Here is a 20255-nt window from a genome sequence, read left to right on the forward strand (position 1 = left end):
AACGACTCGGCAGCACAGATTGCTGCCGGTCGCTTGAAATCGCTTTGTAACGAATGGATTTGGGCTAGTTTCAGTCAATAACTCGAAACTTAAACTTCCGAGTCTAGTCACTCAGGCGGAAATCACCCAGTAATTGGTCGATAGCAGCATCAAAAGTCTCCGCAGCCTCCTGATCTCGATCCTCCGAACTCGACGCGGCAATCGCATCGAGCACCAAATCCATCTGGTCATTGTGCAAACCATCGACGACGTCGGCATGGTCGATGACCGCGGTCGGAGCCGAACTTTCGATCGATCCGCTCGCTGCCGGTTCTTCCTCCGTCGCTGGCTTAGGACTCACCAATTGCGGAACATTCACCGCACCGCGGCCGGCCACAACCGAACTGGTTGCCAGGCTGATCGCGTCGCTCGCCTCTCCCGATGCCTGCGGAGTGTTCGACTGCCGGTTCAACGCGTTGATTACTTGCAACGCATCGATGGCGGTCACATAGGCATCTCCCGAGACGTCGTAGAATGGCGGTGGGCTGTCCAAATCGAGAACCGAAATCGAGGTTGTCGATTTGCGATTCAACAGATTGATAATCAACAGGGCATCGATCGGCGAGACCGTGCCATCGGCGTTGACGTCCAACGAGTTGTTCGCATTCTGGTGAGACAGCAACGGGCCACCGATTGTCAAAAAGACCGTCGCGGTGCTGCTGCGACCGGTGGAATCGGTGATCGTGTACTGGAACGAATCGACAGTCCCGGCGGCACCGGCGGTATTCCTGTAGACGAAGGTTCCAGTTAGCTGATCGACCTCAACCGTTCCGGTGTTGTTCAACGGTTGCGTGTACGACGTGATGCTGAACGAATCGCCATCGCCATCGCTGTCGTTGGCCAACAATCCCTTGGCGGGATCGCTGACTCGATAGATGCCCCCCTGCAAAACCTCTGCAGGATTGGCCGCACTCGGATAAGCATCGTTGGTCGACGTCGGGACATCTTCGACCGCGTTGACCGTCACGTCAAACTGTTCGGTGACGATAAACCCAGACCCATCGCCAACTTCGACCGTGATCGTCGCTACGCCGCTGGCATTGGGGACCAGAGTGAATTCCAGCGAATCGGTCGCGGGGTTGTAAACCGCGGTCACAATACCTGCATTGCTGCTGGTCACGTTGTAATTCAACGTATCGCCATCGGGATCGCTGAAGATGTTTGCCATGTCGATCGGTGTGATCGTTGCATCTTCGGGGACCACCAAATCATCCAGCGTGCCGATCACTTGCGGTGGATCGTTCTCCGCGGAAACCTTGACCGTGATCGTCAGTCGATCCGAAATCAAACCTGTCGAATCGGTCGCCCGGACGATCACATGTGCTTTGCCCGAGTCGTTGGGCTGTGGAGTGATGGTCAACAATGGGCCGGTTACGTTGGCGTTTACTTGAGCGCCATTGTCCCCCGCTTCGGCAATCGGTTTGACCTCTTCGACCTCGTAGGTCAAGAAATCGCCGTAGGGAAGATCGGGATCGGTGAACAGCGTATCGAGATCGACGAATCCAGCCGGACCGTCTTCGATCAACAACACGTTGGGTGGTGTCGTCGATACAGGTCGTGGAGCATTATTGACACCGGAGACCGTGATCGTCACGTCGGCCGTGTTCGTGCTGCCATCGGCATCGCGAACCGTATACGTGAACTGATCCGTTCCCGCATAGAAGGTTGGTGGCGTGTAAACGAATTGCCCATCGGCAAAGATCACCACGCTACCTCCCGCAGTGGTCGCATCAGTCCCTGTGTTGGTAACGACCAGGAGATTGGAATCCCCATCGGGATCGGTTGCCCCGGTCAACAAGCCTTGGGTCAAGGTCGAACTAGCATCCGAATCGAATGCCACATCTTCGGCCGTGGTCACCGAGTGGTTTCGCAGGACGGGTGGATCATTGGCTTCACCTACGTTAACCGTCACCGTCACATCGACACCCTGCACCGGCACGCCATTGTCGACCACGCGGTAGACAAATACATCGTCACCGCTGAAGTCGGCAAGCGGCGTGTAGATCAGGTCGGTTCCTTGAATGCGAACCGTACCACCTTGGGAAGTCGCGCCACCGGCGGTCAATTCGATGCCCAACGTTTGATCGGCTTCATTTGCCGGACCAGGCAACCAATCATCGCTCGTGGATGTCGTGGTGCTGCCTAACAAATCGTCGATCGAAACCGTCAACGCAAAGTCTTCGCTGGTCGACAATTCCAGATCCGTCAATCCACCGCGTGGAGCATCGTTGTCACTGAGAACGTTGATCACAACTTCGACCGGTGCCGAGACCAGCAGTGCGCCGGTGGCATCGAACAAGGTTTGATCGAAGGCTCGATAGGTGAACGTCTCGGTGCCAAAGAAATCAGCGTTCGGGGTGTATTTGAAACTCCCATCGGCTGCCAATTCCAGCGTTCCGTTAGCCAGTGTTCGCGTCCCGACATCTTCTGCGTAAACGCTAAGCGTCGTGCCGGGTCGGGCCACGTCGTTCGCCAATACACCTTGGCCTGCACTCAAGTTCAATTCGCCGTCTTCAAAGACGCTGAACAGCCCTGCGGAATCGGCGTTGGCCGTGACTTGGCCACGCACGATTCGAACCTCGTAATCTTCCACTTCGCCATCCAGCGCCAAGCCGGTCGGCCCGGAAACGCCATCGGTGCTCAGCCGGAAGCGAGCCATCGTCGTCACCCCTTCGGGCGTATTCAAAATCGCAGTCGTCGCGGGAACCGTAATCTGGAACGATGTCTGCCCCGAGATCGCGACGTGTTCGAAAATCCGTTCGCCTGGATCGTCCCAGTCGCCATCGCGGTTGAAATCGATCCATCCGTCCAGCAGGCCTTCGCCGGTCACGTCGACCGTCAAAACGGTCGACTGACCAACTTGCAGCACAGTGGTCGGCAATTCGGCCGAACCAAACGTGATGCCATCTTCATCATCGGCAATCAAGGTCAACTGAGCACCGGAGAGGGTTCGCCCCGCCAACTGCAGCCCGCTGCGACGAATCGCATCGACCAAATTGGCCGCCAGGGCAGCCGGGGTTGTCGGCTCGCCAAAGTCACCATCGGGGTCAAACGCGAGCCGGATGTGGTCTTCATCGAACATGCCATCGGAATCGACTTCGAAAGTGATTCGTTCCAAGCCATTGTCGATGATCAACAGACGTCCTTCGAAGGAGGCCGGAATGGTCGCCGTGGAGGAATTGACAGTAATTGTCGGTCCAGCTGGATTGTCCGACGTGATCGTGAACAACACCGGTTCGGTCGGATGGTCCGCATCGTCGGTTAAGACGATCAACGAACGGTCGTCGCCATCGGCGGCCCGTTGCGGCTGGCCATCGGGATCCGCATCGATCAAATTACCCAAACGCGGGCCGTCTTCGACCAACAAATGCCGTGCGCCGTCGTTCTCACGCGAGGTGGGATAACGTCCTGGGACATCTTCGACCGGATCGGGGGCGTCGCCATAATCGAACTGCGCCCCATCCAACAGGATCGTAAACGTGACCGTGTCGTCCAACTGATTGCTTTTCAGCGGATTACCTACGTTATCGGCAACCGCTCGCAAGAAGTAGTTGTCGATGGTGGAATCGACTGTCGTCGCACCGTCCAAGAAGATCGTGTTGTCACCACGCACGCTGGCCGTCAACGATGGCACACCCGAACCGTTGACCGCAGCGATGATCGCATCGCGAACTTCGATATCGGTTACCGTTCCGGAGCGGATGATGCCGATCGGAACAGCGCCACCGGGGGTACCACTAACTTCGACCGAATTGGTGTTCGCCACGTCGATCGTGGTTTGCGAGGTCGCACCGTTCAACGTGATCTGGCTACCCACAACGCTCGTGGCAATCCCCAGAATCGAATTCTGAATCGCCGCAGCCAAACTGATCGCCACGTCGTCGGACGTTCCGGTCGAACTGAAGACCACCGCTTGGTTGCCCGCGCCAACACCGCCGCCACCGACGCTGCGTTCGAATTCGAACGTGACCGATTGAACTCCGTTGGAGATCGTCACAAATTCGCCATCGCTGACCGTGCCGCGACGACTGGTCAGCGGAGTGCCGCTTGGGATCGTCACTTGTGATTCGTCGATGCCGTCGAGTTCGACGGCGCCGCCGACACTGGTCCGCGACGTAATCCCCAACCCCGAACCAGCGATCGCGGCTTGAATGCTAGCCGCAATCTGCGACGCCGAGTCGGACAAGCTGTATTGAATGCCAACGTTATTCGCGTTGTTCAATCGCGAAGGAACATTTAGATCGAATTCGAAGACAACCGTTTGACCGTTGTTTGTGATCGCAAAGGTCGTTCCATCGGGAATCGAAACGCCGCCCGCAGGCTGAACGCTTAACAACAATGGACCGGCAATCGTCAACGTCGAATTCGTCGTGACGCCTGGTGTGCCGGAAGCCTGCAGCGGCGAACCGTCGATGATATCCATCACCAAACCGGTTTGCCCACCGATCGAAATCAGACCGCCATCGACCGCGGTGGGATTCAAACCAAACACGGTCTGCGCGGTGATCGCGTCGACAGTATCCTGCGCGATAAGTTCATTCGAATCGGTCAATGCCACGGGGATCAAGACCACCGAAGAATCGGTGATACCATCGGCATTGGCGTCGACATCGATCGTCACATCGGCCAACGGGCCGGCTGCCAAATTCGGCAGGTTCGTGCTTGGATCCAACGGGTAGGTCAAGACGCGATCGGTTTCGATTTCGATTGCGATCGGCACGCGATTGCTGACCCCATCGCCGCCAATCGCACCGGTGTCATCGGCATAGATCAACGTCCGGACATCTTCCAATCCATCGCCGTTGAGATCGCGTGGGAACCGCACATCCAAGATGCCATCGCCATCGAAATCGGCTTCGTAGGCAACCGCCGAACGAGCGGGATAGAACATCGGTCGATCGACATCGCCATCACCGTCGGCATCGAACGCGATCGTCAACGCCGCATAAGGGATTCCACCAGGACCCGGCAAAACAATCTGCAGCGACTCGTTCACACCGTCGCCATCGGCATCGGCGAACTGGCGAACGTCTTCAAATCCGTTCTGATCAAAGTCGGCAGGGAACCGCAGGTCCAGTTCCAAATCGTTGTCGAAATCAGCCTCGTATGCCGTTGTCATCAACGCAGGCATAATGATCTGAGCGTCCAACACGCCATCCATATTCACGTCTAAGGTGAAGATGAAATCGGGAATCACATTGCCCAACGCATCCTGTTGGACGACGCCATCGGCTTCGATCAGAACCCGTTCGAAGACCCCATCGGAATTGCTGTCGACCAACGTCGCCACATCGGCGACGCCATCGCCATTGAGGTCCCGTGGAATCGAGAGATCGATGCTACTATTTCCATCAAGATCGTAGACGGCGTTGGCGTCAGCCACGATCACGCTGGTGGTTGGCAGGTATTGGAATTCAACCTTGGTTCCGCCTTCGCTCGGATCACCATTGCTCAACGAGAACCCGTCGCCATCCTGCAGCGGTCGAGCGTAACCAACCGCGCCAACACCACTGCCGGTGGTCGTCACGCTGGCACCTTCGCTGAGGCCCAGGAACACGATCCTGTCGGTGACGACTTCCGGCTGAGCCGCCAGATCCGAGACGCCGATCGCATCGGCAATCGCATCGGCCAATTCGCGGTTGGAGCTCAACGTCGAGATATCGATCGATACGTTTCCGGCGGTTGTTATCCCATCGGAATCCATTTCGAAGGTAACGCTCAACCCACCATCGTTGATCGTGAACGTCTGTCCGTCGGCGACGCCGCCGACGCCAAAGCCCAATTCGGAGATCGCCAATGCAAGGCTGCCAACCGGCTGGCCGATCGTGCTGAAACCGGTGTCGACAACCGTTCCCGATTCGGCCGCCAGGAACAGCGTCCCCGGATCGATCGTGGGGTCGGACAAACTTGTTTCCACAGCGGCAACCGAGAACAAACGGCTCCGCAACGCAGCGGTCACACCATTGGCAATCTGTTGTTGATTGGTGGTGTTGGCAAATGTCATCGCCAAATTGCCGTCGGCCACCGAACCATCGGTATCGACCTCGAACACAAAGCTTTCGACCCCGGAGATGATTCGCAACAGGTCGCCATCGAATACCGCCCCGTTGACCGGAACTTGCAACTGCAGGTCGCCATCGACCAACTCGCTACTGATTCGGGCAACCGGCAACGACGCAACCGTTGCGGTGCGTGCGGGCTTCGGCACCAACGTCAGCAGACCATCGACCGGCGCGGCGGCCGTCTCGAATGGGAACTGGTTGCTCATCACCAGATTGATACCAGTCCGGATATCTTCCGCAACCGATTGGGCGTTGGCGGCATTGCGAATCGGGATCTGGAAATTATTGCTGTCGACAGCCGCTGTTCCTGTGAAATCGAGTTCAAAGGTAAACGTCTGGGTTCCCGAGGTGATCTGGATCAGATCGCCATCGACAACCTGTCGGATCGGATCGACTTGGATCTGAGAATTGACAGCCGAATTGTTGACCTGCAAAGCGGGTACGGACGGTTCAAATGTGACCGATACCGTTTCGCCCTGCTTCGGGGTCAACAGGATCAATCCATTGCCGACATTCGCCACCGCATCGACGGGGAATCGCGTCCGTTCCACCAAGATTTCGTTCAGCGAATTCACGATATCCGCTTGCGTGTCGGTCAACGTAAACGGAACGGGAATGTTTCCAGCCAGCGTCGTGCCGTCGCGATCGAACTCGAAGGTCGTGATCGTCAACCCATCGGGCGAAGTGATCCGGATTCGATCGCCATCGCGAACGCCCCCAGCACCACCACCGGCGACGGGGATTTGCAAGTTGATATCGGTTGGCAATTGCAACTGATATCCGGTCTCGTATTCGAACGTCACCGCACCCCCTTGGGTGTCGGTCACGACAAACTGGGATCCATCGGTCGCTTGAGTTCCCGGAGGCGCGACCAGCACGAAGCGATCGCGATTGTTGACCCCGATCTGGTAGACCGCGTCGGGACGCCAAGCACCGGCCAACGGATTCAAGATCACCGTCTCGGTGGTCGTGTCGTAGCGGAAGGTGTAATCGACTCCCTCTTCCAACAACTTGCCGTTTTCGAACAACGTCACAACGGCGCCCGGTTTACGAAGATCGTCCAGTGCGGCGTTGATCACGGTGTCGCTGTCGATATTCGAACCGACAAACGGATCGGCCGGATCGGCGATGTCTTGCAAGCGAATGCGGAACTCCGATGGTGGCGGAGTCTGCAGATCGACGCGGGTTAGATTCCGATCGGTATCGGTTCCCGCACCATCGTTGTCGAACGGCAGGATCAACGTTGCACCGGGACCAACAAAGTCGGCCCGATCGACAGCACCGCGGTCGATAAAGACGTTGCCACCGATTCCCGGAGGCGTGGCGACCGACGGATCGTCCGCTCGCAACAAACCAAACACATCGCGACGAGGTGCCAACACGGGGCTTGGTGAAATCCCCAACGCATTCTTGAGCGATGAAAATTGATCGCGTTCGAGCAGCGATTCGATCGATGAATCGATCGCGTACGAACCTGGATTTGGGATAAAGTCATCCCCTTCCGGATTGTTCAGAACCTGTTGATCCGAAGCGATCACATCGTTGAAATCGTTGAAGACATTGCCAGGATTGACGTTCGATGCGACACGTCCAACCCCCTGGAAAATGTTATTACCAACAATCACTTCATCTTTGCGAGCAGCATTCGGGCCGACCACGCTGGTCGTCTCATCGACGACACCGTCGCGAGTGTTGATGATGACGTTGTTCAAAATTGTCGGGCTTGCACCACGTACCATGATCGCCGTTTCAGGCAGGAACCGATTTTGGTTCGTGCTCAACGTTGCATTGGTCACCACGACGCCATTGATCGAAATCGACGCTGCGTTGCCGACCACAACAAACTGTTCACTGGTTCCATCGCCGGAACTGCCGGTGGTGCCGTTCAAACGGTCGTGGCCAAAACCGTCTTGCGAATCGATGGCGGTTCCCAAAGCATGATGGAACCGCAACAAAATCTCATTGATGCCAGGTTGGTCACCCGCGATGCCCCCAAGGGCAATCGCACTGACGCGTGACACTGGTCCGTTGAGTCCACCGGGTCCATTGCCATTTTCATGGTTCGGCAGTGTGTTACCCGCGCTGTTGTTGATCGTCGTCGCCAAATTGCGAGCTTGATCCCATGGTCGATCGTTGGCGGGAACGGTAAACGTACCGACATTGCCTGCAACATCGGTGATCTCGACCGTGTCGCCCGCGGACAGATCGGCAAGTGCCAGAATGAACTCGCGAGGGGCCGAAACGTTTATATCCAGCTGATACTCACCCGTTCCCGATCCATCGGAACGACCGGCCAGACTCAAGGGGTCATAACCTTCGTTACCGGCGGCACTCACGGCAACGTAATAGGTTCCCTTGTGGGTCGCCGTGAAATCGAGATAAGGATCGTTGCTGACAGCTTCGCCAGGAGCTTGGCCCGACTGGCTGAAATCGATTTGGGCCGTCAGATCCGAACCGAGCGACGCTGGACGTCCGGCACTGTCGAATAACCACAGCGTGGTATCGACAGGGTTGGCGATCGTAGCCAACCCCAACGAATCGACGTCGACCTGCACGCGGTCACCCGCATCGAGTTCGATTTGGTAGATATCGACATCTTGCGTCGAGGTCAGCGATGGCGAATCGCCGATCACACCGCTGGTGGTGAACGAGAACGGCGTCACCGCCGAACCTTGATGCGTGACCACAGCTCCCGCGATCGTATCGTTGGGTTCGTCGGTGCCGCTGCCTGCAGCACTGGACAGATTCCCATCGGATCCGTAGATCGTATTGTTTACGATGCGAACGAACGGCTGTGGCGATTCCGCCAACGTGACTTCACGAGCTGTCAGCCAGCCAGATGGCGACTGTGGAATCAGCGGAAACCGGATGTTCGTAACACCGTCCAAATAAAGTGCCGGATTGACAAACGCCATGTCGTCGCCACCGTTGCCGACATTCGAGGAGATACTGTTTTCGATCACGCTCGGACCAATCGTCGGAGTGACCAAACTGACCAAATCGTTGGTGACCAACACGCTGCCGATGATCGCATCATAAATTGCCGCGATCATTTCGTGTTCGGTGTAACCGAAGCTGCGGTTGGGTGCCGTCCCTTGTGGATTGTAGGTGGTGCCACCGGCATCCATGCGGTAATAAATTGGTACCGCACCGGTAGAAACACCATTACCACCACGCACGCCGCTTCCGCCATCGCCAGTCACGTCGCCGCTGATATCCTCAAACTCAAACAAGACGTCGATTCCAGCCGCCGAGATGATCATTTGGGCGCCGTCCCTGATCGCATCTCCAAAGTGAACCTCTGGAGAACCTGGCGTGTTAGTTGCGGCCGTTGCGAGTGTCGTGTCCTCGCCAATGCCAAAGTTGCCATTGGTGTTGATGATCCACGGTCGCGTGGTCCCTTCGACAGTAATGCCCGAGACACCTGCTTGGTCGATCACGTTGTTGACAACCACAGCACCCGGGACCAAACCGCCTTCGACGGAGTTGTTCAGAGCGCGAAGATTTCGCACCGCACCACCGTAGCTGCGGCCCAGGTAAGGTTGCCCCAGGTCGCCGTGCGGCAATCCGCTGCCGAAGCCGGCTGGCGAACCATCGGCACGGAAGTCCTCGGGATCCTGTTCTCGATCGGCCCCTTCGATCCAGACGCCATAGACCTGCGAGTCGCTGATCGTGTTGCTGTGGATCAGCAATTGTCCCTGCTGGCGTTTTGCATTGGTGTCGCCGACACCCGAGTGCACGATTGCGGGCAGGGTGATGCGTTGGTCGACGGCAATCAAATTCGGGTTGCCAGGATCTTCGCTGGAGATCGAACTGGCACGGACAAAGATCGCCGAATCGTTTGAATCGACCGGAGTGATGGCGCTGGCGACATCGGCGACAACCACCTTCACGGTGTAGGTTCGGCTTGGATCCAACCCAGCAATGCTTGCTGTCAACGGACGCGAGATCCCGTCGAGGCCCAATTCATCCAAGAACTTGCCAGCCATGTTCGGATCGTTGTTGACAACTTCTCCGGCCGGAAGGTTCTGGCTGTCCACGGTATCAAGTCCCGCGATCGGCACGGGGATCGTCACGGGAAGGGCACCATCGATGTACGACAGGAAGACCGCCGCGACATCGGGATTTGCCGCCGCTTCGAAGAACTCTTCCGAAGCGAAAGCCAATTCCAAGAACAGACTTCCCGGGGTGGAGAGATCGTCAAAGCTGAATTGGAATTCCAATGCCGTCGAATCGACCGAAATGCTGCCAGCCGGCAGAACGCCTGGCTGATTGATGTCGTCGTCCCCCAGTCCCGTCGCCGAACCTGTCGTATTGTCGCTCAGGTTGAAGCCTTGAACCGTCGACAGATCACCATTGGTCAACACGACCCCCTGATCGATTCCCACGACGCGTGTTCCACCGCTGAAGCTTCCCGCGTTTCCTGTCAACAACGCCGAACCCGAGACCAAAGTCAAGCCATTGCCCAACAACTGGCTGGCCAACGCTTCGGGATCGGTGCTCGCTGAAACAGCCAACGTTTCCTCGGGGACTTCGGCAAAGTCGCCACGCACGTTGCCGAACAGATTGATTCGCGTGTCCCCTTGGGTGCTACCCGAGGTGATTCCGCCGCTCGATGCCGCGCTGAAGCTCGCCTTGGCAGCAACCGCGGGACTGTTGATTGCCGCGATCATCGAAGCCGCGATAGTGCTGGCCGAATCGGTCGCTTGGAACGGAATCGCCACGCGGCCCAGCTTGACATTGCCGGTCGAATTGAACTCAAACGCTTGCGTGATAAATCCATCGCTGAGTTCAAAGAAATCGCCATCGGCCAATTGATAACCAGCCGGTGCGACCACGGTGATCGATTCGGATTGGCGATCGTTGGTGTCGAAGACCTCACGGATATTCAACGAATTGCCGACGGTATCGGCGTAATCGGTCCCCGGCCGAACTTCTAATTGGTAGGCCCCCGATGTAAACGTGCCGGGAGTCCCTGTTTGCACAAAACCAGCCGTCGACGTCGTCACAAACGATGCCCCGGTAATCAATTCACCGTGCTCGGCAAAGCCAACGATAAAGTCGTCGAGGTACAAGCCTTCCGCAGCCGAAACGCCAGCAGATTGGTACTGGAACTCCACAGTGATGCCCGATTCACCGGCGAAGCTCTTCAACGGAATCCGTGCCTGACGCCAGACATTGTCGGTAGCCAGCACGCTGCCGCTGGTTGTGACATCGGTCGACGCAACGGTCTGTCCAACAGGGTCTTCGTTGCTGGTGATATGGACCGAAACCAGATCGCCGAAGCCGGTGTCCAAGGCGTAATTGAAGTAGAAGAACGGCTGATCTTCGGCGGCGTATCCCGACAAATCAAATTGGTTTGCAGCCAGCGAACCACTGCCGCCGACCGGATTGAAGTGCAGACTTTCGTTGAGTACCGAACCGCCCAATGCACCAACGGCGTGACCTTCCACCGACACATGCAAAGTGTAACTGCCGTTCTCAACCAACGCATCGGGAGCGGTATAAGTAGCGGTGGTCTCATCGAAGGTCGAACCATCTTCGACGACGGCGACAACGTACGTTCCCGGCGCCAAGACTTCGTCGATCAACGGATCTTGTGAGCCACCAAAGGTTGAACTGCCGGTGTCAAACCCATTATCGACACTGACGTGCAGTGGCTCGGTCAGATCGGCATCGGCACCGGAAATTGCGAACAATTCCAGCGTGAAATCGTCCGATCCCAGAGTGTTGAGGAAATCGAACCCATTATCGATATCCAGGATCACCCGTTGCCCCGCACCGAAGTTGGTATCGGGAACAGAGAATCGGAAGAAATCGGCACTGTCGTCCAAGACACCTTGGATCGATGTGTGCGGGATCGTGGTGGAGGTGTTGATATCCGCAAAATCTTGCGTGATATCCGCATTGAAGTTTAGCCCCCAATTCGATGCTGCGTCGATGTTGTTCGCGAAGCCCAGACTATCATTCCCTTCGGATTCCGTCTGTTCGGCCAACAGAGGATCGACTCCATCGCGGGCACCATCAAACGTCGCATAAACACCATGCCCAACCTCTGTCGCTCGGTTGGTCGTCACCTGCCAACCTGCAGGGAGCGCCGCCGTGTCGATAAACTGCAACACGGTGGGAGGATTGGCCGTTGCGGAATTGATCGCTTCGATATGATCGTCGACGATCCGAGCGATCGATGCGATCGGTTCGCGGCGGATCAATGGATCGGTTGTCAGGATCGAAGGCACGCGACTCGATTCGGTGATCGCGACGAAGTAAGTTCCCTCGGGCAGTTCGACCGAACCAATAAACGGATCTCCCCCGCCCACACTACCGCGATCGAAGTCCAACGCGGGATCGCTGTTCAATGAATCGCTGCGATCTTCGGCGATGTTGCTGTCCGCACCGGTGTACACCAACTGCGGTGGCAGGCTGCCCGACTGTCCATCGCTGTCGTAATAAACCCACATCGTTGTGTCGGGACGCCCCAAGTCGTCGGCATAATCGACGTCGAAGATGGTCGGGAAATGCGACGGTGAATCGCCGTCGGACCTGATGATATCGAATTGGTAGAAATCGACATCGGTCACACTCCCCAATTCTCCACCAACGCTCAACACCGTCAGATCGCTGTTCAACAGATTGCCGACATACTGCGCCCGATCCTCGGGAGTCGCGGGATTGGTGAACAGGGTGTTATTGGTGATCGACGAACCGGAACCCTCGTCCTCCTGCGCCTCGCCCAACAACGGGCTGTGGTACGGCAAGCCCTTGGCGTGCACACCGTGCTTGGCGTATCGGATATCGGCGTACCGGACGGTTGAACCCGAGAACTCCTGCTCCTCTTGCATCCGGATCTGGAACTCATATTTGCCGGTTGTCATACCGCCAGCAAAATCGTTCGGGTCGACCGATTGCGATCGGATCCGCACGTAATAGGTATCGCGGGCACCGCGGACACCCGGCAGAGAGACTCGGAACCCAGCGTCGCGCGGGTTCGTCGTGCCGTATTCATCCAGCAATCCGAACTCGTTGTAGTTATTGAGTTCATCCGCTCCCGTCTGCAGCGTCCCCAATTGCTCATCACGCAGGCCAAAGTTCTCAAACAATTCGTCGGTGCTGTTGGTACTTCGAGCCAACAACTGCCCTTCGGAGTTGAGAATTTCGACCACGCTGTCGAGATTGTAGCTGGTCCGATCGATGTCGATCCAAACTTCCGTCCCAGCAACAGCGCTGAACGCATAGACGTCGATGTCGTTTTCCGTCAAAAAGCCGGAGACCTCGAAGCCCAATCGCAACGTATCGTCGGAATCGTACTGCGTCGCCGCCAAGTCGCCGATCACTTCGGGATTGACGGTATCGGCATTCAAGCCTGGCGCTGGCGCGTCGTGTGCCTCGCGTTCCAACACGATCTCAACGTTGCGATCGTTGGAAAATTCATCCAGGTAGATTCCACGCCAATCGTTCGGCTCTGGACGGGTTGCCCATTGATCGTTGTTCGTATCGGTTTGCGGCGTACCATCGGGTTTCAACGACGCACCGACGGTGTCATCGGCCAACGCCGTCAAGACGACTGGCGAACCGGGCAGACCCACGATTTGCAAGGTGCCGCCAACGCGATCGTCGACGTCCCCCAAGGATCCGGTGGCCGTCAGGCCCGTTCCGTAGAATGGATCGGCGGAGCTGCCCGATCCCGTGTCTTTCCCTTGGCTTGTTGTGGTGGAACCCGCAAACTTGACCACCAAACTCTCGTCCGGTCGGCTCTGCAGACGCAATCCACTGCTGCTGTGCAAGTTGCCCGTGATGAACTGTTGATACGGGACATGCACGATGTCGGTGTCATCCCAGATGCTGCGGGTCGTCAGAATTACTGCCGAAACCGCCAATTCACCCGCGGTCAACGGATCTCCCGGCGTGGTAACGTTGACGAACGTCGTGTTGCTGGGGTTCCGGACATCGTCGACGTCTGGAACGCGGTCACCGACGACATTTCCGACCGTATATTGATCGGTCTCGCTAGTGAATTCCCGCCCGCCGACATAGATCGTGTCGCGACCGCGAATCTCCAGACCGTTCAGACCGTTGTTGTCCATCCGGTTGCGACGGACCAACGGGCCATAATTGTCGTCCAAGTCATCGATTCGTGCGATCGGTCCGGTATCGCGGCCGATGTCGACGATGTATTCGTCGGTCATCGAATTGCCATCGATATTGATCGTGCTGCCGACGTTATCGATGAACGTATTGCCAACGATCACCGGTTGCGCACCACGGACGAAGATCGTCGTTCCGCTGAGCGCCCGGAAGGATTCGCCAGCATCACTCGATGGGGCATCGCGAAGATCGATCGCCACGTTGTCCAACCGACCCAAACGATCGCGTGGCCCCTGGCCACCCAATCCCTCGTGATTGTCTTCAAACGATGTGTTGGTGATCCGCGCCGTCGCTTGCTGCAACTCGATCGCGCTGAATGCTCGGAACGTACCTTCGATCCGTGTCAGGCCACCACCAAAGGCGACCACGGCGTTGTCGAGGCTCAGATGCGCACCGGGGGCGAAATACAAACCGCCCCAATCGCCGGCCGACGGTGGCAATGGATTGACGCCGTCGACAAGGCCACCGTTTTCGGTGTCGAATTCTCCACCGGCACCATAACGATCGTCCAAGATGCTGGTGATGATGATCTCTTGACCATCGAGGCCTTCGGCCAACAATTGTGTACCGAATTCGAATTCGATCCGCGAACCTTGAACCTTGATCACGCTGCCTGGATCGATCTTCAGCGACGCATCGGGGCGGGCCAGACGAACCTCATCGCTCACCAAATCCAAGGGGACGGGAACGGTGCTGATCCGATCCCCGTCGTCGATGAAATCGGAATCGCTGGCGTCCAATACCGCTACCAAATCGAAACGCGCATCTCCAACGATGCTGCGATAGACGCGGCGGAACAAAAATCCGTCATCGGCAGGCGGCAAGCCGTTGAGCGTAATGCGCCCTTCGGTTGCCCCCAGAACCGGTGCGACGATCGGATCCGAAGGCAAACCCTCGCGGCCGTAGGCATCGACCGAAACGATCCGGTATTCGTAAGCAACGCCCGAGGTCAGCGAACCGCCCGAGGAGGCTTCGGTGTTGACCAGATCGACAGCCAAGCGGCTTTGATACAACCGCGGACCACCGGGTGTTCCATCGACGACCAGGTTTTCGGCGATCACGTGCACCACGTCGGTGTCGTCGAATCGCCCCGCCACGGTCAATTTGCGCAACGTCCCGCCAGCTGGCGTATCGGCGCGAACAAACATCCCGTTGATGCTGTTGTCGCTCAATTGATTCCCGTAAACATCCGGTCCGACCCGGTCGTAATCGGCTGTGAACGCACCTGCCAACTGGAAATCGATCGTTTGGAAATTGGTCTCTTTGAAACTGTCGGGCGTCGCGCTGATCGCGGCATCGGCGCTGTCGGTGATCGTGTTGTTGGCAACCGTCGGACGCATATCGACGATCTGGATCGGATTGATCAAGGTTTGGTTGCCGTCGATCACAACGTTCGCGCCACCACCATATTTGATGTCGGCGAATCCAATGTGCTGCAAGAAGATGCCTTGATCCTCGAGATCGGTGCGACCTTCGATCTGATCGACGTCGCGACGCAGCAACAACCCGCCCCAATCGCCAGCGCTAGGTGTCGTCGCCAAACCGGAACTTGGAGTCGCGATCGAGCGATCCAAAGCACTGGTGAAGTAGACCGATCCTTCGATCGCATTGCCCAACGCATCGCGAAGCACTGCGCCGTTTTCGTCGACCAGCGTTGGCGTACCCAAAACTTGCAATGCGCTGCCGCTGCGATCGACCAACAGATTACTGCTGCCGACACCGATATACGAACGTCGCAGCTTGAAGATCGCATTGGCATCGATCATTGCCGTCACGCCCTGCGGCACCTCCATCTCGGTACCGTCTTGCAGCACTTGCCCGGGCAGCGAACCAAAGCCCAACTCATAAGCGAAGTTGTCGTTCAAGGTGGTCGGATCTTGATCCAAACCGCCATTGCCAACGATCCGCACGATGTCGCCGGGATGAGCCGCTGCAAACGCGTTGGGCACTCCAATGCCCGAGATGCTGTCGAACGGACGCTCGGCCGAACCATCGGCATTGGGGCCGCCAAAGTTGTCGACAAAAATCGTCCGTCCCATAATGTCCATCGAGACAAAATCGTCGGGAGCCGTGATCCGTTGTTCGCCAGCGATTTCGATCACCGATCCGGCGACCGCAACCAAGTCCAAGAAGGGACCGCCGCTGACGACCGTTGCCTGCAAAACCGCAGCAAATTTTGCGGCCAACATTTCTGGCGTGTCGCTGTCGGCGTACGCGACCATCACCCGATTCGATCCAACCGTACCGTCGTTGGAGAATTCGAACCGCCGCGTGATCCCGCGATAGTTCGTGATCTCGATCACCTGACCGTTGACCACGCTATCGCCACCACTCACGAAATCCAACTGGCGATTCAGCGGACGGGTTTGGAACCAGAAGTTAAAGACACCGCCAGGGGTTCCGTCGTTGGACGCGTCGACGCGCGTGCCGGGCAAACGGAACGGATCGCTGCTGTCGAGATTGTTGCCATCGAGATCGCGCAACACATCGGTCTCATCGACCTGTGGACGGAACTTCAGCAGCAGCTCGTATTCACCCTCGGTCGTGCCGCCAAATCCGGTGCCGCCGATCGTGGGATCGGGAATGTCGTTGCCCGATGCGGTCACACCGATGTAATAAACACCGCTTCCCAGTTCGGCTTCCAGGAACGAATCTTCACTGTAGTAATCGTCGTTGCGAGCAACCGAGACGATCCCGCCGCCGGTCAACAACACCTCCGGCGCATCCTCTTGCAGTGCTGCAAAGGTTGGGATCACCGTCGGATCGATATCCTCGCTCAAGATCAATTTCGCGGTGACCAAATTGGCTGCCGCTGGAGAAGCATTGATCGCATCGACCACATCCTGAACCGTGGTCCCAGCCGGGTTGGACATCAGCACACGGATCTGATTTTCGCTCACCTCGATCGTTGGCGTCGGATTGTTACCCGTGGGCGTAATCACCAATTGCACGCTGGTTCGATTGCCCAAATCGCCTGGCTGAACCGCGGTGAAATCGATCTCAAAGTTACCAAAGACGCCAAAGTCGGTCAGCACACTCGCTTGCTGCTGCTTGTACAACGTCAGCGAGGTGTCCAACAGACTGCTGTTGCCCAATCGTTCGGCAAACGTTTCCGCCGTGACGACAGCTAACTTGCTGGGGTCATCCAAATCGACCTCGAAACGATACAGATCGATATCGCCCGATTCGGGACGCCACAAATATTGGCCATGCAGAACGTCGTAATTGCCTGGGAAGACCGGTTCCAAAGTCGAATCGTTCGCCAGGAAATTGCTGTCCAAATTCAGCAGCGTCGAAGCGGGCAGATCATCCGCTTGTTCAAGCCCCAACAACAACCCGATCCCAGCGGTCGCGGTGCGGAAGTAGTCTTCGCCGTACAGATCCCCCCACTCGATCAATGAATCCATCACCAAGATCGCATTGGTCGCAGCCCCGGTCGTGGCGATCTGTGGATCGACCCGAACGCCGAACGTTGTGTCCTCATAGACACTCGAAGTGTCGACGTATTGCAGCCCCGTGGCGGGATCGATTTCCAGTACCGAAAGGTCGCCGGTCGCAAAGGTGAAGCCCTGGTCGTCGGTCTCGAAGAACTGCACCCCTAATTCGCTAGCCCACATATCGAGCGCTTCGCGAATCCGTTCCTTCTGACGTTCGGAGATCGAATTGACCCGTGACGTCCCATTTTCGTCGATTCCGTAATCGCTCCGGAAGTTGTAAGGAATCGTTGTGATTCCAGGGGTCACGTCGGGACCAAAATTCCCGTTGACGTGCTGCGAAAAGGCGTCGCCGAGATCTTCCACCAGATCGCGGTGACCTGGGTCGTCGTTGCCTCCCAACAGTTCCAATTGGTAGTTGATCGGATCGATCGAACTGGAGAGTACGACGCTGCGGAAATTGATCGCGTTGGGATCGATCCCAAACGTACCAATGTCAGCTGCCGCATCGAACGAATCCCCCGGTTCCAACAGCGACACGGGGGCAAAGGTCATTGGCGAGGTCCCAACCGCTTTGCCCGCCGAACCATCGACGCTTGCCTGCACCAACAACGACGCCGCAGGATGCGTATTGATCGCGTTGACAATGTCGGCAAAAGTTGTGCCTGCACCTAGATCGACAGTGACCACCGAACCGGCAACCGCAACGGAAACCGCTCCGGCACCCGAGCGAACGAACTGCACTTGCATATTCGCCGGAGCGCCAACGACCGACTGAAAACGCAACGTCGCTTCACCGCCAGAATTCAAGTCGGTCGCGCCAACAGCGCCTCCCAACTCAACCCGCTGCGGTGCCAACGGGATTGCTTCGGCTGTGCCGACACGCAATCGGAACGTTCCGATCCCGCCGTCGCCGCCGACCAGATCCGAGAGATCCGATGCGAAGACCAACGTCGCCGTATCGGCCGCGGGGTTGTAGACCACGCGCTGCGGCGCGATCTCGATGTCGTCGCGATTGCTGACCGAATCCTGCGTGAAGATCAGGGTGTAGAATCGTGGGTTCTCCGCCGAACGATCGGTGGGTTGCCCATTGGCCAAATTCTCTACGAACAAATCGTCGTCATTAAAGTAGACGACGATTTCGTTGCGTCGTTGATTCAGACTGCCATCGGCCAATCGGACCACCGGTTGCGGAACGACAGCCTGCACCTGAGCCCCAAGGTCCAATCGGAAATCGACGACCTCCTTGCGAGCCCCTTCCTGACGCGGGATCAGCAGGGTATCGGGATCGGTCGCTGAAATACTACGCAGCCCAACGATCCCCAAGGCGGGATCGTCGAATCCAAAGACTTCGATTCGGTAATCGTCGTCGGGCAGCGCATTGGAGAACCGCGCAATCACCTCGTTTTGGTTCGGCGCAGCGCCAACCTCTAAGAATGTCGGGATGATCTGCTCATCGCCGGTCGATGAGATATCGAAGCTTGGCAGCGTGTCGACCGCCGGATTCGCCATCAGAACCGCGTCGCGATGCCCCCCCTTCAATTGAGCGTTCAAGAACGTATTGACCGTCGGCGACTCATTAAATGCCGTGACCAACGTCCCTGCGGTCGTCCCCGGCGCCAACGTGATCGTCAACGGAAGGACGCCACCGGCGATAGCGCCAACAGCAAACTGAGGCTCCGGCGCTGCAGTCGGCGAATCGTTGCGAAGCACCGTCACACGAACCGGCGCCCCCGAACCAATTTGCGTCAGTTGGATGTCGACGCCACCGGCCAGGTCGACCCCCAAAGCGCTGGGGTCTCGATAGACGCTGCCAAAGTCGCTCGACCCTGTGGCAAGATCGAAAGTCCCATCGCCACCACTGCGAACGATCCGGATCGCATCGAGAGTCGCCGCATCGATGACTTGATTCTCGTCGAATCGGAAGACGAGCTCACTGGGCGATTCATTGCGAACACTACCATCGGTGATCAAATCTCCACTGTTGGGCTGGATTCCGATCAATTGTGGCCCCGCGGCCAACAATTTTCTCGGCTCCAGAGATTCCAGCATCGATTTGCGAAGAGCAGTTCTCTTCGTACCTTTTCTCACCGAGTTTTGGCGGCTTGAAACATCCTGCCGTTTGCGATTGGCCATTGAGCGAACCTTCAAATGATTTTGGCAAAGTGTGATCGGCGAGAACCGTCTCTAACGACACAAACGCCTGAAATCAAACGACTTACGAACTTATGAAATTGGAACAAGAACCGACCTTACGAATCCGGTCGGCCCGCGCGAGAAAAGTCCTCGACCCGAGGAAATCACGTCTGGACCAGCAAGCACCGAGTATAGTTAGCGGCATTTTGGACGCAAATCTTACTTCACCCATACTTCCCAGCTTCGCCATCTTGACGCCTGTGGATTTCGGTTTTATCGATCATTCGCGTTGCACAGATGCAAACCAGACATACCTGTACACGCAAACACCCGCGTTACCCGTCGACGCACGCGCGTTCCAGTTGGACGCCCGTATTTTCACTAAGTTCCCTGCAAACAGAGCCTCCCGCCCCAGTCGACACAGTCGGGGCAACCCAAA

At 57.2% G+C, this 20255-nt stretch carries 1 protein-coding gene; it reads right to left on the bottom strand.

The genetic code is table 11. The features are described from left to right. Nucleotides 1-103: 103 nt before the first annotated feature. Nucleotides 104-19732: a tandem-95 repeat protein gene (locus EC9_RS23865; RefSeq protein ID WP_145348533.1), complete on the bottom strand. Its 19629-nt coding sequence runs from the start codon at nucleotides 19730-19732 to the stop codon at nucleotides 104-106. Between the last annotated feature and the right edge of the window lie 523 nt (nucleotides 19733-20255).

It is taken from the genome of Rosistilla ulvae, from assembly GCF_007741475.1.
Lineage (GTDB): Bacteria > Planctomycetota > Planctomycetia > Pirellulales > Pirellulaceae > Rosistilla > Rosistilla ulvae.